The organism is Mycobacterium sp. (genome assembly GCF_044223235.1).
Lineage (GTDB): Bacteria > Actinomycetota > Actinomycetes > Mycobacteriales > Mycobacteriaceae > Mycobacterium.
The window spans coordinates 71,677-92,572 of sequence record NZ_JBGAME010000005.1; the positions used below are offsets into that span (position 1 = coordinate 71,677).

The following is a 20,896-nucleotide window of genomic DNA, read 5'->3' on the forward strand; positions in this document are numbered from 1 at the left end:
CGATGGACGATCCGCGTGAACCGAGTTTGGTCCGGCCGTACACGCTGACGGCCGGCCGCACGGATTCACGCGTCCCCCTGCCGTTGGAGGCGCCGGTGCAGACCGTGGACGCCGTGGAGCCGCCGCAGTGGCCGGCCAGTGATGTCCGCGCCGGGATACTGCGGGTGGCGGTGGACAGTCCCTCCGTGGCCGAGATCGCGGCACATTTGTCGCTGCCGCTCGGCGTGGCGCGGGTGCTCATCGGGGACCTGGTGGCGCAGGGTTATCTGCGCGTGCACACCACGTTGAGCGATACCGCGACGTACGACGAACGTCTGGAACTGATAGGGAGGACCCTGCGTGGCCTACGAGCCCTCTGAGCGGCGCGCGGCGTCGACCAGCAGCAGTACCTCTGCCTCCCGCGCAGCATCGACCAAGATCGTCATCGCAGGCGGATTCGGTGCGGGCAAGACCACCTTCGTCGGCGCGGTCTCCGAGATCATGCCGCTGCGCACCGAGGCGCTGGTCACCAATGCCTCAGCGGGCGTGGACGGTCTCGAGGCGACGCCGATGAAGAGGACTACGACAGTCGCGATGGACTTCGGCCGCATCACGCTCGGTGAGGATCTGGTGCTCTACCTGTTCGGGACGCCCGGCCAGCGCCGGTTCTGGTTTATGTGGGATGACCTGGTTCGCGGGGCGATCGGTGCGATCATCCTCGTCGACGTGCGCCGCCTGCAGGACAGCTTCGCCGCCGTCGACTTCTTCGAGGCGCGCAAACTGCCGTTCGTGATCGCCATCAACGAGTTCGACGACGCCCAGCGCTTTCCCACCGAGGCGGTGCGCAAGGCGCTGGCGCTGGCCGACCGTATCCCGGTGATGACCGTCGACGCACGCGACCGGGACTCGGCGAAGGCCGCGCTCATCGCGGTCACCGAGTACGCGCTGGACAGCCTGACCGCCGCGCGCGGCTGATCGGTGGACGACGGGGAACAAGACGAATCGGTCTGGATCGCACGTGAGTTCGCCGGCCACGACTTCCGCGATCAAGACCTGAGCCGATTGCGCACCGAGCGAACGGTGTTCACCGAATGCGACTTCAGCGGCGTCGACCTGTCGGAGTCCGAACATGTCGGGTCGGCGTTCCGCAATTGCACGTTTCGCAGGACCACGTTGTGGCACAGCATTTTTCGCCATTGCAGCTTGCTGGGTTCGGTCTTCGCCGACTGCCGGATCCGTCCCGTCACGTTCGTCGAGGTCGACCTGACTCTCGCGGTGCTCGGCGGCGCCGATCTGCGTGGGGTCGACCTGTCGGACTGCCGCCTGAGCGAGACCGGCCTGGTCGGCACCGATCTGCGCAAGGCGGTGCTGCGCCGGGCGGATCTGCGGGGTGCCCGGATACAGGACACTCGTTTCGAGGAGGCCGACTTGCGCGGTGCCCGGGTCGATCCCACGCTGTGGACCGTCGCGGCGTTGCGCGGGGCGCGGGTCGACATCGGGCAGGCGCTGGCCTATGCGGCCGCCCACGGGCTTGACGTACACGGCGAGTGAGCGCTTACTGTTCCGTCACGAATCCGCCTGCGCCGCTGACCGACTCCCGTTGGTCTTCCCGCGTTGTCGCGGTTACGACGCCCTTCCGGTTTCGTCGGCCTTCGGCAGGCCGCTGCATTGGTCCTGATAGGCGATCCTCGGTACCCATAATTCCCACTGCTGTTCGCTCATGTTGCTGGAAAGCTTGGTGCACAACGTGTTCGGCGCATCGCCGGGAATGGCGCCTGTCGTGACCGGCCATACTCGCACCGTGCCGTTGGTGCTGGCGGAGACGAGCCGGGTTCCAGATGGGCTGAACTCCAGACTCGTCACTGAGCCGTTCTGGCCGTCCAACCTGGGAAGTGCCCGCCCGCCGCGGATGTCGAAGAGCGCGATCGAGCCGTCCTGCCCGCCTGCGGCCACCAACTGCTGGTCGGCGCTGAAGGCCACCGCCGTGACCGGCGACCCGGTCTTCATCGGAATCCCCAGCGCAAGGGAGGTTCCGGTATCCCACAGCCGCAGGGTGCGGTCGGACCATACCGCGAGCACCTGACCGTCGGGGCTGAAGGTGAGGCCGGTGACGGGTCCGTCGCCGGCCAGCGGGCCCGACGCCGGGCCGCCCCCGGCGTTCCAGATCCGCACACCGGAATCTGTTTCACCGACCGCGAACCGGCTGCCGTCCGGGGACAGCGCGATCGCCGTGACCGGATGCTCCAGCGTGATCGGTGGACTCGCGGGTTGCGACGTCGTCACATCGACGAGCTGGACGGTCTGCGGGTCGGTCGGCACCACCGCCGCCCTGGTCGACGCGTTGTAGGCGACCAACGGTGCCAGTAGCGGCTCGACGCGCAAGGGCTTACCCAACGGGGTCGGTGACGGGCGGGTGCCGCGCCCGTCGGTCGATCCGACATTCCAGAGCTGAACGGTTCCCGCGAAGTCGGAGGTCAGCACGCGGCCCCCCGCGACGCCGACCTGCTGACGCTGCCCGTCCTCGAATCGCACTGCCGCCCCCACGGGGCGGCCGGTCACGGTGTCCCACGACCGGATCGTGTTGTCGTTGCCGATGGCAAGGATGCTGCGGGCGCCCGGCCGCAGCATGGCGTACTGCGCGGAACTGTCCGTGGCGCGAATGGGTTGCCAGCTTCGCGAGTCCCACAGCCGCAGGGTGCCGTCGCCGGAGTCGCCCGCCGATACCAGCGTCAGGCTGTCGGGTGTAAAGGCCACGTCGAGCACGTTGGAGTCGTGTCCCTGCAGGATCCCGATCAGCCGCCACGTGCCGGTATCCCACAGCCGGACCTTCCTGTCCACCCCGCCGGTGGCGATCCGGGTGCCGTCGGGGCTGAATGCGACGCTGAGCACCGCGTTCTGATCGCTGCCCAGCTCGTGGATCTCGGTGAAGGTGTCGGCGCCCCAGACCCGCGCCGTGCCGTCTGTCGACGCGGAGGCGATCATCGTGCCGTCCGGGCTCCAGGCGACACGGACGACGTGGCCGCGATGTCCGCGCAGCACGTGGGGTTCGGTGCGTCCGTCGAGGTCCCAGATCCGGATCGTGCCGTCGGCAGAGCCCGAGGCGAGCCTGTCTCCGGCAGGGTTGAACGCCACGCCGTTCACCGCGCCGGTGTGCCCGGAGAGGCCGGCGATCTGCGAGCCGTCTGCGGCGTTCCAGATGCGTACGGTGTTGTCGGAGCCGCCCGACGCGACCGTGCGGCCGTCGGGACCCCACGCCACCCGCAGGACCGGTCCCTGGTGGCCGCGCATCGTGGCCAGCTGCGCGCCCGTTTCGGCGCTCCAGACCCGGACGGTGGAGTCCGCCGACCCCGACGCGATCCTGGTGCCGTCCGGGCTGAACGCCACGGTGGTGACCACGCCGTCGTGGCCGGTCAGGAGTTCATCGCTCCAGCGTCCATTGCGGGTGTCCCACAGCTTGACGGTGCCGTCCGCGGTGCCCGCAGCGATGCGCCCGCCGCCGGGGTCGGCGCTGACGCTGATGACCTTCGCCGGCGTGTCCGTGATCTTGACGACGTCGCGTTCCTGGTTCAGCACGGTCAACAGTTGGAACTCGGAATCGGCGAGGAGATTGGGGGCGATGGTGCGCGCGGCGAGCAACAGCTGCATGGCGAGCACGTCGTCGTCGCCGTTGACCGATTGACCGGCGAGCATCGCCTGCGATTCGCCCAGCAGCCGCAACGCGGTGGCGTCGCGATACTGACGGTCGGCCTTCGCACGCTCGGTCGCTCCCCACGCCGCCGCGCACACCGCCACGACCGTCACGAGCGCGGCGACCACGGTGTACCGGGTGCGTCGTTGCGCATTCTGCTTGGCCCGGCGTTCGGCCTCGACAAGCTTCTCGGCGGTGTCCTGGCGGTCCTGGGCTTCTTTCAGCGCCGCCGCCTTGCGTTCGTCCTCGCGCTGGCGCGACGCAAGCAGGAACTCGCGTGCGTTGTTCAACCGGTCCCGGAAGCCGGGCTTGGCGGCCAGCGTCTCGGCGCTGGTCAACTGCGCACCGTTGAGCAGCCAGTCGTCCTGGCGTCCGTTGCTCGCCCAGTCGAAGACCTTCTGATCCAGCAGATCGGCGTTCTTGAGGTCGGCGGATTGCTCGTGTAGCCAGCCGGCAAGCACATCCCACTGCCGGAACAGGCTTTCCAGGGCGACCTCGACGACCTTCTCGCCGTCGCGTTCATCCTCGACCAGCAGTCGTTTGGCCACCAGCGCCGCGACGAGCCGGTGGGTGTCGGCGGGCAGATCGAACAGGCGGGCCACCCGGCGCAGCGGTGTGTCGTTGATCGGGTTGATGGTCGCCAGCCAGGGGATGAACACCCGGCGCAACTGTTCGAGTTCCGCGGTGCGGGTCTCCGCGTCGGTCGACAGCACCGAGTCGATCTCGGTTTCGACCACCCGGCGCATCCCGCCCATGGCCTCGTATTCCGCCAGGGTGATCTCGCCGTCGCCGGCGTAGTCCTCGTAGAGCCGGGCCAGCGTCAGCGACAGCAACGGCAGCGCGTCGGCGCCCGCGTCGCAGGCCTTGAGCAGGGCGTCCACGACCTCGGGGGCCCAGCGCAACCTGGTGCCGGAGCTTTCGAGCCGGTCGGCCGGGCCGCAGATCACCTCGCGGAACCGGTCGGCGCGCATCGGCCGCAGATCCTCGAAGGAGTACGGATCCACCTCGGCCAGCTGCGGTGCGGTCTGGAAGAGTTCGTAGCGGTCGGTGCGGATCGTTGCGACAGCCATGATCGGCAGGTCCGACGACTTCCCTGCCAGATCGGCGATGACGGTGAGAAACGCACAGGCCTCCGCGCCGACGTCGGCACCGAACAGCTCCTCGGCCTGATCCACCGGCAGGATCAGCGTCGGCGCCGACGACGTCGCCCCGCCCACCAACCGCTGCGTCCCGGCGTCCTGCGCTTCCTTCAGCCAGGCCCGCACCTGGGCGGGGTCGCCGGCGGCGGCCTTGATGACGCCCAGGTCGGGCTCCAGCAGGCCCAGTGAGGAACGAAGGGCGTGGATCGACCTGGCCAGGCCGAGGTCGCCGGTCAACGGGTGACGCTCGGGACGCACGATGTCCATCGTCAGGAAGTGACGGTCGTCGCGGCGTAGCCGGGGGAGCAGCCCGGCGCGCAGGAAGGAGGACTTCCCGGCGCCCGACGGTCCGAGGATCGTGAAGGCCTTGTTGGTGCCCGACACGCGGAGCGCGCGGATCGCGGAAAGCGCCCGGTTGATCTCGACGTCGCGGCCGAAGTAGACCGCGGCGTCCGCCGATTCCAGCGGCTGCCAGCCACGGTATGGCGATCGGCCGGGTTCGCCCTCCGGCGGCCACGAAAAGGCATCGGCGCCATTCGGCGGGGCCGTGTTGCCATTCGGCGGGGCCGGGGTCTTCGGGCCGTCACCGAACAGATCGCAGTGCTGCCATTCACGGGTGACATCGCTGCCCGGCGTCGGCTCGAGCCGGACCGGGAAAACCGGTTTCCCGAGATACTCCGCGACGCGGTACTCGGCCAGGCATTCATGCGAGGCGATCCAGTTCTGCGACACGAGGCAAATGACCGCTTCACAACGATCGCTCGCCTTACGCAGGGCATCTCGCCATTGCTCTCCGGTCGCGATTCCGGTGTCCTCGTCGCGGTCGAAGAATATTTCGTCCTTCAGTGCGGGCTCGGCGGTTTCGAGCCAGCGCAACAGCGCTTCAGCCTGGACATTGTCCCGGCTCGAATGGCTCAGGAAGACCTTGCACATGGCTCTACAGGATGTCGACGCTGTTGAGCGGAACGGTAGCGTAGTGCGCTACTCGAATTCGCTGTTTCGGCCGACAGACGCTGCCGTGAATGGAATGCGATGAATTCCTGGTCAGGCGCCTTTGAGCCGGATGCGCCAGCGCACAAAACTCACATAGAACACGCTGATGGCTGCCAGCATCGCCATGTCGAACAGCCACGCCCCCGAGGTGTGCTCCCAATGCCGGTCCTTGGGCGTCAGCGGGCCGGGCACCAGCCTGATGAGGTCGATCGTCGAGGCCGATGACGCGAAACCCCAGCGCGCGGGGGTCACCCAGGACATCTGATCGAGCACTACCCGGTCCGTCACCGGGATCATGCCGCCGGAGAACACCAACTGGCTCATGATCGCCACCACCAGCAGCGGCATGATCTGCTCATTGGATTTGGCCAGCGCTGAGAGCGCCAGCCCGACCATCGCCGCGGCCACACACGTCGCCGCGATGTCGATGAACAGTTCCAGGCTGCGGTTGCCGATGAACGCGCCCCGTTCGACGGCGCCCTCACCCCAGCCCTTGCCGACGATCGCGATCGAGGTGACGATCGCCGCCTGCAGGATCGCGAAGGCCGTGAACACCGCCACCTTCGCCATCAGGTACGCCGTCGTCGACAGCCCGACGGCCTGCTCGCGCAGGAAGATCGCCCGCTCGCCGATCAGCGCCCTGATGGTGAGCGCCGTCCCCATGAAGATGGCTCCGACGTTGAGCATCACCAGGATCTGACCCGGCTCGTTGGGTGCGGCACCGCCTCTTTCGGCGGGAACCGGGACGCCGAAGCCGACGTCGCCGGGCACCGACAGCGACAGCACACCCATGATGAACGGCAGGAACGCCAGGAAGACGAAGTAGCCCCGATCGGACAGGAGCAGCCGCATCTGCCGTCGGGCGATGGTGGAGAACTGCCGAAGCAGGCTGGTCCGCGTCGGGCTGCCCAGATCGACCGGCTGCTCGGAGGCCGGAGCGGCCTGCTCCGGCGGATTGTTGGCCAGGTAACGCTGGTAGGCCGCGTCGGGATCGCCGGCCACCGTGCTGAAGATGTCGGCCCAGTTCGTCGTGCCCATGGTGGGGCCGATCTGGCCGGGCGGGCCGCAGAACGCGGTCTTGCCGCCCGGCGCGAGCAGCAGCACCTGGTCGCAGACGTCCAGATACGTCAGCGAGTGCGTCACCACCAGCACCACGCGGCCGGCGTCGGCGAGCTGGCGCAGCATCGTCATGACCTGGCGGTCCAGCGCGGGGTCCAGGCCGGAGGTGGGTTCGTCGAGGATCAGCAGCGACGGACCGGTCAGCAGCTCCATCGCCACCGACGCGCGTTTGCGTTGGCCGCCCGACAGCTTGTCCACCCGGGTGTGCGCATGCTGGGTCATCTCGAGTTCCTCGAGGACCTGGGCGACCACCTGGGCGCGGTCTTCCTTGGTGGTGTCGGGCGGCAACCGCAGCTCCGCGGCGTACATCAACGCCTGGTCGACGGTGAGCTGGCCGTGCACCACGTCGTCCTGCGGCACCATCCCGATCCGGGAGCGCAGCGAGGCGTACTCGGCGTGGATGTCGTGGCCTTCGAAGGTCACGGTCCCGCTGGTCGGGTGGGTGTAGCCCGCGACCTGTTTGGCCAGCGTCGACTTGCCCGCACCCGACGGACCGATCACCGCGGTCAGCATGCCCGGCCGCGCGCGCAAGGAGATGTTGTCCAGCAGGGTCTTGTTGCCCTCGATGGTCCACGTCAGTCCGCGGACCTCCAGACCACCGGTTCGCGTGTCGGCTTCGGTCTCGGTCCGGCGGGCCAGGGTGCCGTCGCGGAACACCAGGTCGACGTTGCCGATGGTGACGACGTCGCCATCGTCCAGCACGGCCGAATCGACCCGGGCACCGTTGACGAAGGTGCCGTTGATGCTGCGGTTGTCGATGATCTGCGTGCCGCTCGCCGACGGCACCAACGTCGCGTGGTGCCGTGACGCCAGCACGTCGGGGATGACGATGTCGTTGTCGCCGGCACGGCCGATCTTGATCGACCCGGGAGGTGCCTCCGCCGCCCGGCCGGGGCGCAGGATCTTGAGCATGCTCGTGGCGAGGTTGCCGTCCCCGGAGCGTGGGGCGGCGGTGGGACCGATGCGGGTGGCGGAGTCGAGCGTGGCCTCCGACAGCGGAGCCGAGACCGGTGGCCGCACGGGCTGGGAGGTGGCCGCCGTCGGATATCGCTGCTGCGACGCCGACGGGTACCCGTGCTGCTGACCGGTGGCATAGCTCTGTTGAGGTCCGGAGCCCTGTTGAGGTCCGGACGGATAGCCATGTTGAGGTCCGGACGCGTAGCCCTGCTGGACGCCGGCGGAGTACGGATTGGGCTGCTGACCGGTGGGATAGCGCTGCGGGGGCGCCGCGCTGGGCGGGGTGTGCGACAAACCGGTGTTCTGCCGGCGGGCGACCGACACCGAGGTGGTCTGCGGCGGTCGGCCCGCCGAGCCCTGATGCCTGCCCACCTCGAACGTCAACCGGGGCCCGTCGGGATTACCGATATTGACGCTCTGCCCATCGGTGATCTCCGCCGCCGGGACCCTGCGGCCATTGAGAAACATCCCGTTCAGGCTGCCGTTGTCGATCGCCAGCCACCGGCCCTGATCGAACCGCAGCACCAGGTGTGCGCGCGAGATCAGCGGGTGGGCGATTCGGACGTCGGCGCGCAGATCGCGTCCCACGACGACGTCGTTGCCCGCGGCGAAGGTGCGGGCCGACCCGTCGTAACGAACGGTCAACGCGGGCGGGGCGGGGCGGCTCATCGGCGCCAACTCTATCGGTACCGGCACCGAGGCTGTCGGGGTACACGCGGCGCACGGCCGGATCGGTGGGTCGCGTGAGGCGCCGGTGGTCAGGTTGTCGGGCGGCGCGATGACTCTGCGTTGACACCGCGATGACACAATGTGTCCCGTGGGTGCGATCACGCTGGACGGCAAGGCCACACGCGACGAGATCTTCGTCGACCTGAAGAATCGGGTGGATGCGTTGACCGTGGCGGGCCGCACCCCCGGGCTCGGCACCGTGCTCGTCGGCGACGATCCCGGTTCGCAGGCCTACGTCCGCGGTAAGCACGCCGACTGCGCGAAGGTGGGCATCAACTCGATCCGCCGCGATCTGCCCGCCGACATCAGTCAGGCCACCCTCGACGAAACCATCGACGAACTGAACGCCAACCCCGACTGCACCGGCTACATCGTGCAGCTGCCGCTGCCCCGGCACCTCGACGAGAACGCCGCGCTGGAGCGGATCGATCCCGCCAAGGACGCCGACGGCCTGCATCCGACGAACCTGGGCCGGCTCGTGCTGAACGAACCCGCGCCGCTGCCGTGTACCCCCCGCGGCATCGTGCACCTGCTGCGCCGGTTCGACGTCGAGATCGCAGGCGCGCACGTGGTGGTCATCGGCCGCGGCGTGACCGTCGGACGCCCCCTCGGCCTGCTGCTCACCCGCCGGTCGGAGAACGCGACCGTGACGCTGTGCCACACCGGAACCCGTGACCTGCCCGCCCTGACCCGCCAGGCCGACATCATCGTCGCCGCGGTGGGCGTGCCGCACCTGGTAACCGCCGACATGGTTCGCCCGGGCGCGGCCGTCGTCGACGTCGGCGTCAGTAGGGTCGACGGCAAGCTCACCGGCGATGTGGATCCCGCGGTGTTGGGGGTGGCGGGCCATGTGTCCCCCAACCCGGGCGGAGTCGGCCCGCTGACCAGAGCCTTCCTGTTGACGAACGTGGTCGAGCTCGCGGAAAACGTGTGACCCCAAGGGAATTCGTCCGCAAGGTGGTCACAAGACAGTGGCCCATCGTGCTGGTTGGGTTGTTCTTCGCGGTGGCCTTCGCTTTGGTGATCGCTGGCTACTGGCGCCGCGGCGCCCTTATCCTCGCGATCGGGGTGGGGGTCGCGGCAGCGTTGCGGCTGGGCCTGACCGACGAACGTGCGGGTCTGCTGGTGGTGCGTTCCCGCGCCATCGACTTCACCACCACCGCGACGGTCAGCGCCGCCATGCTCTACATCGCCTGGACGATCGACCCGCTCGGCACCAGCTGACTTCGGCCGCCGCCCCGATTCTCCGCCGCCGGCTGCCCATGTGCTGCGAGTTCTGCGCCAGGGTCGCGATCATGGCGCCGCGACGACCGTGGCGCCGATCTGGGCGATGCGCGGCTTAGGGCCCGGCTTAGGCCTACGTGAGCGTCGCGCGGATGCACACCGTGACGTAAGGGAGTGCCAAACCGTTGGATTGGGCCAGCGCGGGATGGGTGGCGAGCAAGTTGCGGACGCGGTCGAGGGTGCGGGTGCGCACCTCGGCCGGCGAGGTGATGCAGTAGCTGCGCGACGCGACGAGATCGATGAGTGCCTGCGGTGTCAGGTAACTCGTCCACTCGACCTGGTGGCGTTCCAGCCCGCCGAACGGGTCGGGCAGGGTCACCTCGCTGCTGAACGGGTCGTGCTCGTGGCCGATGATGCGGCCCAGGTCCTTGACCCAGCCGAGCCGCTCGTCGCGGGTGTTCCACACCAGGCCCAGCCGTCCGCCCGGCCGCAGCACCCTGGCCACCTCCTTGACGGCGCGCTCCGGATCGAACCAGTGCCAGGCCTGAGCCACCAACACCGCGTCAACACTGTTGTCCGGCAACGGAATGTCCTCGGCGCTGCCCAACAGCGCCGGGGTGTCGGGCAGCGCGTTGCACAGCAGCTCGAGCATCTCCGGAAGCGGGTCGACCGCAACGACATCGAGGCCGCGTTCCACCAGCCGGGTGGTGAGCTTGCCGGTGCCGGCGCCCAGGTCGAGCACGTCACGCGCGCCCGGTGGCAGCAGCCAGTTGATCGCCTCCGGCGGATAGGACGGCCGGCCCCGCTCGTAGGCGGCCGCCTCCGCCCCGAAGGACAGTGAGCGGTGCTGTATGGGTCCGGTCACCGGGATGCCAACTCCAACGTCTCCCGAATCAACTTACCGACGGCCTCGGACTCCACGAGGAACCCGTCGTGCCCGTACCTCGAGTCGACGACGTTCAGCCCCGAACACCTCGGCAACAGCTCGGCCAGCTCGGCCTGTAGCCGCAGCGGGTACAACCGGTCGGAGGTGATGCCCCCGACCACGACCGGCACCGGGCATCCGCCCAGGGCTGCGCTCACGCCGCCGCGGTCGCGGCCGACGTCGTGGCTGGACAGCGCCTCGGTCAGCGCGACGTAGGTTCCCGCGTCGAACCGCGATACCAGCTTGGCGCCCTGGTGTTCAAGGTAGCTCTGCACCGCGAAACGGCCGCCGTCCGTGGGATTCTCGAACCCCTGCGCATCGTTGCCGAACCGCTGGTCCAGCTCCTCCTCGCCGCGGTAGGTGAGGTGGGCGAACCGGCGGGCGATCTCCATGCCGGCATCGGGCGCTTGCCCGGTGCCGTGGTAATCGCCGTTCTGCCAGTGCGGGTCTGCCTTGATCGCCGCGACCTGGGTGCTCTGGGTGCCGATCTGGTCGGCCGTGGCCCGTGCGCCGACGGCCAGCACGAGGGCCGAACGCACCCTGTCCGGATAGGTCACGATCCACTCCAGCGCCCGCGCACCGCCCATCGAGCCGCCGACCACGGCGGCGACCTCGGTGATGCCGAGCGCGGCGAGGGCGGCGACGTCGGCCGCCACCTGGTCGCGGATCGTCACCAGCGGGAAACGCGAGCCCCACGGCGCGCCGTCGGGAGCGATCGAACTCGGGCCCGTCGAGCCGCGGCAGCCGCCCAGCACATTGGTGGCCACCGCACACCAGCGGTCGGTGTCGATCGGGGCGCCCGGGCCGGCGACACCGTCCCACCAGCCGGGTGTGGGATGGCCGGCGCCCGCCGGGCCGGTGATGTGCGAGTCGCCGGTCAGCGCGTGCAGAACCATGACGACGTTGTCCCGATTGGGCGACAACTCGCCCCAGCGCTGCACGGCGATCGACACATCGTCGATGACGGTGCCGTTCTCCAAGGTCAATGGCCCGATACCGACCACGCCGACTTCGCCTTCGGCGGGCAGCGTGGTGGTCGGCACGTCGAAGATCGTCACACCGACGCCACCGTCTGCGACACCGAGGTCACCCCGGCGAAGGGGCGCGCGGCGGCGAAACCCCGCTCCAGGTCGGCGATGATGTCGTCGATACCCTCGATGCCGACCGCCAACCGGACCAGACCCGGCGTGACCCCCGTCGCGAGCTGTTCCTCCGGGCTCAGCTGCGCGTGGGTGGTCGAGGCCGGGTGGATCACCAGCGAGCGCACATCGCCGATGTTGGCGACGTGGCTGTGCAGGGTCAGCGCGTCGACGAATGCCTTACCCGCGTCCAGGCCACCGGACAGCTCGAAGGCCAAGACCGCTCCGGTGCCCTTCGGCGCCAGCTTCTTGCCGAGTTCGTACCACGGCGAAGTCGGCAGGCCCGCATAGTTCACCGAGATCACGTCGGGATGCCCCGCAAGGAACTCCGCGACCTTCTGGGCATTGGCCACATGACGCTCAACACGCAGACTCAGCGTCTCTAGTCCCTGGGCGACCAAAAAGGCGTTGAACGGCGCGGCCGAAGAACCGAGGTCACGCAGCAGCTGCACTCGGGCCTTGAGCGCGAAGGCCGGCGCGCCGAGATCGGCGAAGACCACACCGTGGTAGCTGGGGTCGGGGGTGGTGAAGCCGGGGAAGCGGCCGTTGGTCCAGTCGAAGGTGCCGCCGTCGACGATCACGCCCGCGATCGCCGACCCGTGACCGCCGAGGTACTTCGTCGCCGAGTGCACCACGATGTCGGCCCCGTGCGCGATGGGCTGGATCAGATACGGGGTGGCGACGGTGTTGTCGACGATCAACGGGACGCCGTTGTCATGGGCGACCGCGGCGACATTGGGGATGTCGAGGATGTCGTTCTGCGGGTTGGAGATCGTCTCGGCGAAGAACGCCTTGGTATTGGGCCGCACCGCCGCCCGCCACGACTCGAGGTCGTCGGGATCCGCCACGAAGCTGACCTCGATGCCGAGTTTGGGCAGCGTGTAGTGGAACAGGTTGTACGTGCCGCCGTACAGCCGCGGACTGGACACGATGTGGTCGCCTGCATTGGCGATGTTGAGGATCGCAAAGCTCTCGGCGGCCTGCCCGGAGGACAGGAACAGCGCCGCGATCCCGCCTTCGAGTGCGGCGATGCGCTGCTCGACGACGTCGGTGGTCGGGTTCATGATCCGGGTGTAGATGTTGCCCGGCTCGGCCAGCCCGAACAGCGCGGCGGCATGGTCGGTGCTCTTGAACGTGTAGGAGGTGGTCTGGTAGATCGGCAATGCCCTGGCGCGGGTGGCGGCGTCGGGCACCTGGCCGATGTGGATCTGCTTGGTCTCGAACGACCAGTTGGCGGTCGGATCCTGCTCTTCGTTGGTTATGTCGACGGTCGTGTCATTGGTCAGGTCAGGGGTCATGGATATCTCCTTGGGCGACGTCCGGGCCGTTGCAGTGGGCCGGGACGGGACGGGCGGGTGGTCACGTGACAGATCAGCAGGGACTGCACATGGGGGGCCTCCGCATCAGGTTTCCCTGTCTCTCCGGGGCCCGTCCGGCGGACCCGCGCTTGCCGCGTAGCCAGTTGTGGCTACTCAACCTGGTCATCACCCGGGGCACCCCACCGCGGTTGGAGGGTTGCCGGCCAGCAAGCCGGGGCTTTGCGCTGGCACTCATGACCGACCAAGAGCGTATCGCAACCCGCCGAGCGGAGGCCAGCGGGTTTCGTGCGCTCCGCACCGGTGCAGGCACCGTCGATGCGTGGATTAGGGTCGTCGACCGTGATTGTCAGCACGATCAACGTCAACGGGATCCGCGCGGCGGTCAAGCGCCGATCCGACGACAACGCCGGGCTGCTGGCGTGGCTGGCGACGACCACCGCCGACGTGGTCTGCCTGCAGGAGACCCGTGCCGACGACGGCCAGCTCGCCGGTGCGCTGGGCCCCGCGCTGTCCGACGGATGGCATCTGGCGTCGGCGGATCCCCACCTCAAGGGCCGCGCCGGGGTCGCGGTGCTGAGCAGGCATCCGTTCGCAGATGTTCGAATTGGGTTGCCGGACAGCGAATTCGACGTACACGGACGGTATCTGGAGGTGGATGTCGATGGCGACGATGCGCTGACGGTGGCCAGCCTGTACATCCAGACCGGGGAGGCCGACACGCCCTGGCAGCTCGAGAAGGAGCGATTCATGGCCGCGCTCGCCACCCGGATGGCGGTACTCAACGGCGAAGTGCACGATGCTGGCCGCGATGTCGTGTTATGCGGTGACTGGAACATCGCGCACACCGAGAACGACATCAAGAACTGGCGCGGCAATCTCAAGAAATCGGGCTTCCTGCCTGCGGAACGGCAGTGGCTGACCGGTCTGCTCGACACCGGCTGGGTCGACGTGGTCCGTGCCCTGCACCCCGATGTGGCCGGGCCGTACAGCTGGTGGTCCTGGCGGGGCCGGGCGTTCGACAACGACGCGGGCTGGCGCATCGACTACCACCTGGCCACCCGCGAGCTGGCCGCGCGGGCCACCTCGGCTCGCGTCGAACGCGCCGACACGTACGCCCTGCGCTGGTCCGACCACGCCCCGGTGACCGTCGAGTACGGCCCGGCACCGGCACCGATCCGGTCCGGGGTGGGACGACTCCGGCATGACAAGATCGAAGGATCATGAGCGCAACAGGTTCCTCCCGCCGTGTCGTCTTCTCCGGCGTGCAGCCCACCTCCGACTCACTGCACCTCGGCAACGCGCTGGGCGCCGTGCAGCAGTGGGTGGGGCTCCAGGACGACTTCGATGCGTTCTTCTGCGTCGTCGACCTGCACGCCATCACCATTCCGCAGGATCCGCAGACCCTGCGGCGGCGCACCCTGGTGACGGCGGCCCAGTACCTCGCGCTGGGGATCGACCCGGCGCGCGCCACCATCTTCGTGCAGAGCCAGGTACCCGCCCATGCCGAACTCGCTTGGGTGCTCGGCTGTTTCACCGGTTTCGGCCAGGCGTCGCGGATGACACAGTTCAAGGACAAGTCGCAGAAGCAGGGATCTGACTCCACCACCGTCGGCCTGTTCACCTACCCGGTGCTGCAGGCGGCCGACGTGCTGCTGTACGACACCGACCTGGTCCCCGTCGGTGAGGATCAGCGGCAGCACCTCGAACTGGCGCGCGACGTGGCGCAACGGTTCAACTCGCGATTCCCCGGCACGTTCGTCGTCCCCGATGTGCTCATCCCGAAGGCGACCGCCAAGATCTACGACCTGGCCGATCCGACGTCGAAGATGAGCAAGTCGGCATCCACGGACGCCGGCCTGATCAGCCTGCTCGACGACCCGAAGGCGACCGCCAAGAAGATCCGCTCGGCGGTCACCGACAGCGAGCGGGAGATTCGCTACGACACCGATGCCAAGCCGGGCGTGTCGAACCTGCTGACCATCCAGGCCGCGGTGACCGGCGCCGACGTCGACAAGCTGGTCGAGGGCTATGCGGGCCGCGGCTACGGCGACCTGAAGAAGGACACCGCCGAGGCGGTGGTCGAGTTCGTCACCCCGATCAAGGTCAGGGTCGACGAGCTGCTCGCCGACACCGCCGAGCTGGAGGCGGTGCTGCGCTCCGGCGCCGAGCGGGCGAACGAGGTGTCTGCTAAGACTCTGAAGCGGGTATACGAGCGGTTGGGTTTCTTTCAGCAATCGACATAAGCGCAGCGGGAGGCTGGTATGACCGAGCCGGCCAAACCAGGTGTGCTGGAGCGCCTGCGTGCGCGCTACGAGTGGTTCGACCACGTCATGCGGTCGCAGCAACGCTACGAGACCGCCAAGGGTGACTTCTACGCCGCCGGCATCACGTACTTCACGATCTTCGCGTTGTTTCCGCTGCTCATGGTGGCTTTTGCGACAGGCGGCTTCATCCTGGCCAGCCAGCCCGATGTGCTCGACGAGATCGAGAACCGCATCAGGGAGACCGTCTCCGGTGACCTGGGTCAGCAGCTGGTCAACCTGATGGATTCGGCGATCGCATCACGCACGTCGGTCGGCATCATCGGCCTGGCCACCGCCGCGTGGGCCGGCCTGGGGTGGATGGCCAACCTGCGCGAGGCATTGAGCCAGATGTGGCTGCAGCGCCATGAGCGCGCCGGTTTCGTCGGCACCAAGTTGTCGGATCTGGCCGCGTTGTTCTCGACGTTCATCGCCCTGATCGTCACCATTGCCCTCACCGCACTCAGCGATACGGGCCTGATGGAAACGGTGCTGAACTTCATTGGCATACAGGATTTTCCGGCGCTCAATGTGATCCTTGGGGTGGCATCGACGGTGGTGTCGTTCCTGGTGGCCTGGCTGTTGTTCACCTGGATGATCGCGCGACTGCCGAGGGAATCGGTGAGCTTCGCCAGCTCGATCAGGGCGGGGCTGCTGGCTGCGATCGGATTTGAGGTGTTCAAGCGGGTGGCATCGGTGTACCTGCAGTCCGTCGTCCAGGGGCCGGCCGGCGCGACGTTCGGTCCGGTGCTCGGCCTGATGGTGTTCGCCTACATCACCGCGCGGCTGGTGCTGTTCGCGACGGCGTGGGCGGCGACGTCGCGGGAAAACATGGCGATTGCGCCGGTGGATCCGCCGTCACCTGCCATCATCAACACCCGGGTGGTCACCCGGCCCGGCCTGGCGCCCGTCCAGGCGGTGGCGGTTGCGGTCGCCGGTTCCCTTGGGGCGCTGGGGATTTCGCGCCTTGCCCGCCGCCGCTAGTGGTCAGTGCTGCGGCCGCCGGTTGATCGACCGGGCCGCCATTATCAGCGAGAAGACAATGATCGACCCGACGACGGCGACCCCGACCCGCACCGGCATGGCGTCGGCCGGCGGGATGATGGCTGCGGCTTGGGCGGCGGCAGCGGCCTGCGCGGCCGGGTCGGGATCCGCGGGCAGCAGCGACGGATCCGGGTCGACGAGCGAGCCGACCTTCGTGCCCTGCGGCAACGCGTAGCCGTAGTCCAACAGGCGGGCGGCCTGCTCCCAGGGGGCGATCGGCTGGCGGGTGCCACGCAGCAGCACAGCCACCAGGCGGCGTCCGTCGCGGTCGGCGGCACCCACGAAGGTCTGCCCCGCGTCGTCGGTGTAGCCCGTCTTCCCGCCGAGTGCGTCCGGATAGTTGTAGAGCAGCTTGTTGTCGTTGACGATCTCGTACGGGGGGTTGCCGTCGCGGCCTGGGAAGTCGAACTCCCTGGTGGCGACGATGTTGCTGAAGATCGGGTTCTTCCAGGCGTACCGGTAGAACAGGCCGATGTCGTAGGCCGACGTGCTCATACCGGGTCCGTCCAGCCCCGATGGCGTGGCGGCGCGGGTGTCGCGGCCGCCGAGTTTGGTGGCCAGCACGTTGATCTTGTTCAGTGCCGTGTCCCAGCCGCCCAGCTGCATCGCCAGCGCGTGCGCGGCGTCGTTGCCCGAGTGCATCAGCAGGCCGTGCAGCAGATCGTTGATGCTGTAGACCCCGCCGGGTGCGACGCCGACGCGGGTGCCCTCGGCGTTCGCGTCATCCTGGGTGCCGGGCACGGTCTTGTTGAGGTTGAGCTCGTTGAGCGACGCCATCGCCGTGAGCACCTTGATGATGCTGGCGGGCCGGTGGCGGCCGTGCGGGTCGCGCGCGGCGATGATGTCGCCGGTGTCGAGGTCGGCGACCAGCCACGCCTCCGCTGAGACGTCGCCCGGCGCCGGGGGTGCGCCCGGGGGTGTGATGATGCCGCAGCCCGCGAGATCAGCGCCGCCGAGCGGTTGGGCGGGAACGGGTAGCGGCATCGGCGGGTCCTCACCCGGTTTGGGCGCCTCGGACGCGTCGACGGCAGGCGGCGTCGTCACCCGGTACGGGCACGGATCGGGGGCCGCGTCGGGCTGGGCGCCGGCCAGGGCGGGGGAGACGACCATCAGAAGCGCCGCCGCCAGGCCGGCGGCGCGCTGGGCCACGGTTCGGAAGCTCGCCATCGTGACCGCAGATTAGGCGACGCCCGTCGCCATCTTGCGGAGCCACGCTGTGACTGGCGGGGTTGAAGTTACGGACGAGGTCCGGGCCCGCGCCGAGTGTACGGTTGTTGACGGGTCTTCTCGCGAAATGCGTATAACTTCCGTGCACTCGGCGCGGGGCTCAGGGCAGGGGACAATGCGCGATGGCGGACGCACCGATCGAGCCCATCCACAGGCGCCCGTCGAGTTCGACGACTCCGGTCACCAGCGAGAAGGCGGGATGCGAGCCCCGCACCCCCGCGACGGCGGCACCGGTGTTCGGGTCGAAGGCGACGGCCCACACGCTCGGCGCCATCGCCGGCAACACGCGCTCGGGTACCAGCCACGCCGCCTTGCGCACGAACGGCACCCGCGGTGACAGCCATTCCGCGATCTTGTTCACCGACGTCACCATGGCGGTCCAGATCCGTCCGTCGGCACCGGTTGACAGGTTGTCGGGGTAGCCGGGCAGGTGGACAGCCAGCGGTGTCACCGAGCCGGCGCGCGGTCCGGTCAGCCAGTACTTGGAGATCCGCCTGCCCATCGTCTCGGCGAACACCAGGGCGGTCCCATCCAGCGTCGGCGTGACCCCGTTGGCGAAATACAGCCCGCCGGCGACGGTGGTGACAGTGCCGTCGTGGTCGAGCCGGAACAGGCTGCCGCGGGCGCGCGCCTCCAGCACCGCGCCCCGGAAGTGGGCGTAGGTCAGCGTGCTGGTCGACTCGGTGAAACAGATTGTGCCGTCCGGCAATTCGGTCACATTCGAGGTGAACTGCAGGTGGCGCCCGCCGACGCTGTCGACGAGTGTCTCCAGTGTGCCGGTTGCGGGGTCCAACGCCAGCAGTCCACGAGGGCTGTCGCAGATCAGCAGACGTCCGTCACCGGCGACGGCCAGGCCCAGCGGGCGGCCGCCGGTGTTGGCGACGACGGTCGCGGCGCCGTCGTCGGGGGAGATGCGCAGGATGCGGCCGTCGTCGACGCCCGTCCACAGCTGTCCGTCGGCGTCGACGACCACGTCTTCCGGCGCGTTACCCGGGACGGGCACGACGGTCAGCTCGGCCGGGGGGAAGTCGGGCAGCGGCTCGACCGGCGGCGGGCGCCAGCGCACGGGGTCGATCGGCGGCTTACTCCGCGGCATCCTCGGAGCCTGGCGGAAGGATGCCGAAAGTGCGGTGAGATCGCCGAACTCGTCGGCGTCGCGATCTCACCGCACCCTCGGCGCGAGCGTCAGAGCCGGCGGCTGGCCTCGCCGAGCACCCCGTGCAGGATGTCGTAGATCGCGTCGAACTCCTGTTGTCCGCTGATCAGCGGCGGCGCCAGCTGCACCACTGGGTCGCCGCGGTCGTCGGCGCGGCAGTACAGACCGGCCTCCCACAGCGCGGGGGTGAGGTATCCGCGTAGCAGCCGCTCGGCCTCTTCGTCGTTGAAGGTCTCCTTGGTGGCCTTGTCTTTGACCAGCTCGATCCCGTAGAAGAACCCCTCGCCGCGCACGTCGCCGACGATCGGCAGCTCGTAGAGCTTCTCCAGGGTGGCCCGGAACGCCGGGGCCATCTCATGCACGTGGGCGTTGAGACCCTCGCGCTCGAAGATGTCGAGGTTGGCCAGCGCGACCGCCGAGGACACCGGATGGCCGCCGAAGGTATAGCCGTGGGCGAACACCGTCTTGCCGTCGTTGAACGGCTCGAAGAGCCGGTCGGAGGCGATCATCGCGCCGATCGGCGAATAACCCGAGGTCAGGCCCTTGGCGCAGGTGATGATGTCGGGCACGTAGCCGAAATCGTCGCAGGCGAACATCGAGCCGATCCGGCCGTATGCGCAGATCACCTCGTCGGACACCAGCAGCACGTCGTACTCGTCGCAGATCTCGCGGACCCGTTCGAAGTATCCCGGTGGCGGCGGGAAGCAGCCGCCCGCGTTCTGCACCGGCTCGAGGAACACCGCGGCCACGGTGTCGGGGCCCTCGAACTCGATGGCCTCGGCGATCCGGTCGGCGCAGTAGCGGCCGAACGCCTTGGCGTCGGTGTCGTACGGGGCGGGTGCGCGGTAGAAGTTGGTGTTCGGGACGCGGAACCCGCCGGGGGTCAGCGGCTCGAACGGCGCCTTGAACACCGGCAGGCCGGTGATGGCCAGGGCGCCCTGCGGGGTGCCGTGGTAGGCGATGGCACGCGAGACCACCTTGTGCTTGCCGGGTTTGCCGGTCAGCTTGAAGTACTGCTTGGCCAGCTTCCACGCGCTCTCGACGGCCTCGCCGCCGCCGGTGGTGAAGAACACCCGGTTGAGATCTCCCGGCGCGTAGTTGGCGAGCCGCTCGGACAGCTCGATCGCGCTCGGCGTGGCGTAGGACCACAGCGGGAAGAACGCGAGTTGCTCGGCCTGCTTGGCTGCGGCCTCGGCCAGCTCCTTGCGGCCGTGACCCACCTGGACCACGAAGAGACCGGACAGTCCGTCGATGTAGCTGCGGCCCTTGTCATCCCAGATCGTCACGCCTTCGCCGCGGGTGATGATCGGCGGTGTGATGCCTTCGCCGTGCCGTGCGAAGTGGCCCCACAGGTGCCGGTTTGCTTTTGCGCTCAGATCGGACGTAACCCGCTCACGAACATCAGTAGTTGTCATCTTGTACCCCAATTGTATTGCTGTTTAACAAGTTTCAGATACACAAGCGTTTCTGTGGATATCACTCCCGGCAGGGCGCGGATCTGGGTATTCAGTAGGTCGAGCAGGCTGTCGTCGTCCTCGCAGACCACCTCTACGATGGCGTCGAACGAGCCTGCGGTGAGCACCACGTAATCGACCGACTCGATTTCGGCGAGTTTCTCGGCCACCTTGGTGGTGTCACCCGTGCACCGGATGCCGATCATCGCCTGGCGCGCGAAGCCCAGCTGCATCGGGTCGGTGACCGCCACGATCTGCATGACGCCGGCGTCCACCATCCGTTGTACTCGCTGGCGCACAGCGGCTTCCGACAACCCCACCGACTTGCCGATACCCGCATAGGAACGGCGGCCGTCCTGCTGCAGCTTCTCGATGATCGCCTTCGACAGGTCATCGAGCTGGAACGCCGCACCAGGTCGGGGGTGGCTGACTCGCAGTGAGACGGGTTGGATGCGCTGACCATCCGGGTTGGCCATGCCTCCGATTGTGCACGGAATCCGTCGT

At 68.5% G+C, this 20,896-nt stretch carries 17 protein-coding genes and 1 riboswitch; of the genes, 8 read left to right on the forward strand and 9 right to left on the reverse strand.

All coding sequences use genetic code 11. The features are described 5' to 3' along the window. Window positions 1-2: 2 nt before the first annotated feature. Genes ADBZ6K_RS09870 through ADBZ6K_RS09880 form a run of 3 tightly spaced genes read left to right on the forward strand, consistent with a single transcriptional unit; the run spans window position 3 to window position 1,530 of the window. The gene (locus ADBZ6K_RS09870; RefSeq protein ID WP_526346001.1) at window positions 3-359 is read left to right on the forward strand and encodes a DUF742 domain-containing protein; all 357 of its coding nucleotides are present in this window, start codon (window positions 3-5) and stop codon (window positions 357-359) included. Further along, the gene (locus tag ADBZ6K_RS09875) at window positions 340-954 is read left to right on the forward strand and encodes a GTP-binding protein (RefSeq protein ID WP_526346003.1); all 615 of its coding nucleotides are present in this window, start codon (window positions 340-342) and stop codon (window positions 952-954) included. Before ADBZ6K_RS09870 ends, ADBZ6K_RS09875 begins: the two co-directional genes overlap by 20 nt. A gap of 3 nt (window positions 955-957) precedes the next feature. After that, the gene (locus tag ADBZ6K_RS09880; RefSeq protein WP_526346005.1) at window positions 958-1,530 is read left to right on the forward strand and encodes a pentapeptide repeat-containing protein; all 573 of its coding nucleotides are present in this window, start codon (window positions 958-960) and stop codon (window positions 1,528-1,530) included. A gap of 72 nt (window positions 1,531-1,602) precedes the next feature. On the opposite strand, the gene ADBZ6K_RS09885 is transcribed toward ADBZ6K_RS09880, so the two are convergent. Together ADBZ6K_RS09885 and ADBZ6K_RS09890 are read right to left on the reverse strand one after the other, a co-directional pair. Then, window positions 1,603-5,739, reverse strand: a complete 4,137-nt coding sequence (locus tag ADBZ6K_RS09885; RefSeq protein WP_526346007.1) for an nSTAND1 domain-containing NTPase — start codon at window positions 5,737-5,739, stop codon at window positions 1,603-1,605. Between the two features lie 111 nt (window positions 5,740-5,850). Then, window positions 5,851-8,544 carry an ATP-binding cassette domain-containing protein gene (locus tag ADBZ6K_RS09890; RefSeq protein ID WP_526346009.1) on the reverse strand — a complete coding sequence of 898 codons (2,694 nt, stop codon included), beginning with the start codon at window positions 8,542-8,544 and terminating at the stop codon, window positions 5,851-5,853. A gap of 148 nt (window positions 8,545-8,692) precedes the next feature. Between ADBZ6K_RS09890 and ADBZ6K_RS09895 the strand changes: the two genes are divergently transcribed. After that, window positions 8,693-9,538 carry a bifunctional methylenetetrahydrofolate dehydrogenase/methenyltetrahydrofolate cyclohydrolase gene (locus ADBZ6K_RS09895; protein ID WP_526346011.1) on the forward strand — a complete coding sequence of 282 codons (846 nt, stop codon included), beginning with the start codon at window positions 8,693-8,695 and terminating at the stop codon, window positions 9,536-9,538. Beyond that, entirely contained in the window at window positions 9,535-9,828 is a 294-nt protein-coding gene (locus ADBZ6K_RS09900) for a DUF3017 domain-containing protein (protein ID WP_526346013.1), read from the forward strand. The genes ADBZ6K_RS09895 and ADBZ6K_RS09900 overlap by 4 nt, the downstream gene beginning before the upstream one ends. Window positions 9,829-9,961: 133 nt before the next feature. On the opposite strand, the gene ADBZ6K_RS09905 is transcribed toward ADBZ6K_RS09900, so the two are convergent. The 3 genes from ADBZ6K_RS09905 to ADBZ6K_RS09915 are packed head-to-tail and all read right to left on the reverse strand — an operon-like array spanning window position 9,962 to window position 13,190. Then, complete coding sequence (locus ADBZ6K_RS09905; RefSeq protein ID WP_526346015.1) at window positions 9,962-10,693, reverse strand: class I SAM-dependent methyltransferase; 732 nt, start codon at window positions 10,691-10,693, stop codon at window positions 9,962-9,964. Beyond that, window positions 10,690-11,811, reverse strand: a complete 1,122-nt coding sequence (metX, locus tag ADBZ6K_RS09910) for a homoserine O-acetyltransferase MetX (protein WP_526346017.1) — start codon at window positions 11,809-11,811, stop codon at window positions 10,690-10,692. Before metX ends, ADBZ6K_RS09905 begins: the two co-directional genes overlap by 4 nt. Then, window positions 11,808-13,190, reverse strand: coding sequence for a bifunctional o-acetylhomoserine/o-acetylserine sulfhydrylase (locus ADBZ6K_RS09915; RefSeq protein ID WP_526346019.1), 1,383 nt, complete (start codon window positions 13,188-13,190; stop codon window positions 11,808-11,810). The genes metX and ADBZ6K_RS09915 overlap by 4 nt, the downstream gene beginning before the upstream one ends. Window positions 13,191-13,330: 140 nt before the next feature. Next, window positions 13,331-13,450: riboswitch (SAM riboswitch) on the reverse strand. Window positions 13,451-13,550: 100 nt separating this feature from the next. Here ADBZ6K_RS09915 and ADBZ6K_RS09920 point away from each other — a divergent pair. Genes ADBZ6K_RS09920 through yhjD form a run of 3 tightly spaced genes read left to right on the forward strand, consistent with a single transcriptional unit; the run spans window position 13,551 to window position 16,495 of the window. Beyond that, on the forward strand, window positions 13,551-14,435 hold the full coding sequence (locus ADBZ6K_RS09920) for an exodeoxyribonuclease III (protein ID WP_526346021.1): 885 nt from the start codon (window positions 13,551-13,553) through the stop codon (window positions 14,433-14,435). Beyond that, entirely contained in the window at window positions 14,432-15,454 is a 1,023-nt protein-coding gene (gene trpS, locus ADBZ6K_RS09925) for a tryptophan--tRNA ligase (RefSeq protein WP_526346023.1), read from the forward strand. Before ADBZ6K_RS09920 ends, trpS begins: the two co-directional genes overlap by 4 nt. 18 nt (window positions 15,455-15,472) lie before the next feature. Next, the gene (gene yhjD, locus ADBZ6K_RS09930; protein WP_526346025.1) at window positions 15,473-16,495 is read left to right on the forward strand and encodes an inner membrane protein YhjD; all 1,023 of its coding nucleotides are present in this window, start codon (window positions 15,473-15,475) and stop codon (window positions 16,493-16,495) included. Window positions 16,496-16,498: 3 nt separating this feature from the next. Here the strand turns inward: yhjD and ADBZ6K_RS09935 are convergent, their stop codons facing one another. The 4 genes from ADBZ6K_RS09935 to ADBZ6K_RS09950 all read right to left on the reverse strand — a co-directional run bounded on the left by ADBZ6K_RS09935 (window position 16,499) and on the right by ADBZ6K_RS09950 (window position 20,868). Next, a complete protein-coding gene (locus ADBZ6K_RS09935) occupies window positions 16,499-17,722 on the reverse strand; it encodes a D-alanyl-D-alanine carboxypeptidase family protein (protein ID WP_526346027.1) in 1,224 nt (407 codons plus the stop codon). Between the two features lie 160 nt (window positions 17,723-17,882). Continuing rightward, window positions 17,883-18,878, reverse strand: a complete 996-nt coding sequence (locus ADBZ6K_RS09940) for an SMP-30/gluconolactonase/LRE family protein (protein WP_526346029.1) — start codon at window positions 18,876-18,878, stop codon at window positions 17,883-17,885. Window positions 18,879-18,967: 89 nt separating this feature from the next. Further along, window positions 18,968-20,353, reverse strand: a complete 1,386-nt coding sequence (locus ADBZ6K_RS09945) for an aspartate aminotransferase family protein (protein WP_526346031.1) — start codon at window positions 20,351-20,353, stop codon at window positions 18,968-18,970. Then, window positions 20,350-20,868, reverse strand: a complete 519-nt coding sequence (locus ADBZ6K_RS09950) for an Lrp/AsnC family transcriptional regulator (protein WP_526346033.1) — start codon at window positions 20,866-20,868, stop codon at window positions 20,350-20,352. The genes ADBZ6K_RS09945 and ADBZ6K_RS09950 overlap by 4 nt, the downstream gene beginning before the upstream one ends. Between the last annotated feature and the right edge of the window lie 28 nt (window positions 20,869-20,896).

Coding starts and splice junctions, on each gene's coding strand:
- ADBZ6K_RS09870 (WP_526346001.1), top strand. CDS start 3: ATGGACGATCCGCGTGAACCGAGTTTGGTCCGGCCGTACACGCTGACG.
- ADBZ6K_RS09885 (WP_526346007.1), bottom strand. CDS start 5,739: ATGTGCAAGGTCTTCCTGAGCCATTCGAGCCGGGACAATGTCCAGGCT.
- ADBZ6K_RS09890 (WP_526346009.1), bottom strand. CDS start 8,544: ATGAGCCGCCCCGCCCCGCCCGCGTTGACCGTTCGTTACGACGGGTCG.
- ADBZ6K_RS09915 (WP_526346019.1), bottom strand. CDS start 13,190: ATGACCCCTGACCTGACCAATGACACGACCGTCGACATAACCAACGAA.
- trpS (WP_526346023.1), top strand. CDS start 14,432: ATGAGCGCAACAGGTTCCTCCCGCCGTGTCGTCTTCTCCGGCGTGCAG.
- yhjD (WP_526346025.1), top strand. CDS start 15,473: ATGACCGAGCCGGCCAAACCAGGTGTGCTGGAGCGCCTGCGTGCGCGC.
- ADBZ6K_RS09935 (WP_526346027.1), bottom strand. CDS start 17,722: ATGGCGAGCTTCCGAACCGTGGCCCAGCGCGCCGCCGGCCTGGCGGCG.
- ADBZ6K_RS09940 (WP_526346029.1), bottom strand. CDS start 18,878: ATGCCGCGGAGTAAGCCGCCGATCGACCCCGTGCGCTGGCGCCCGCCG.
- ADBZ6K_RS09945 (WP_526346031.1), bottom strand. CDS start 20,353: ATGACAACTACTGATGTTCGTGAGCGGGTTACGTCCGATCTGAGCGCA.
- ADBZ6K_RS09950 (WP_526346033.1), bottom strand. CDS start 20,868: ATGGCCAACCCGGATGGTCAGCGCATCCAACCCGTCTCACTGCGAGTC.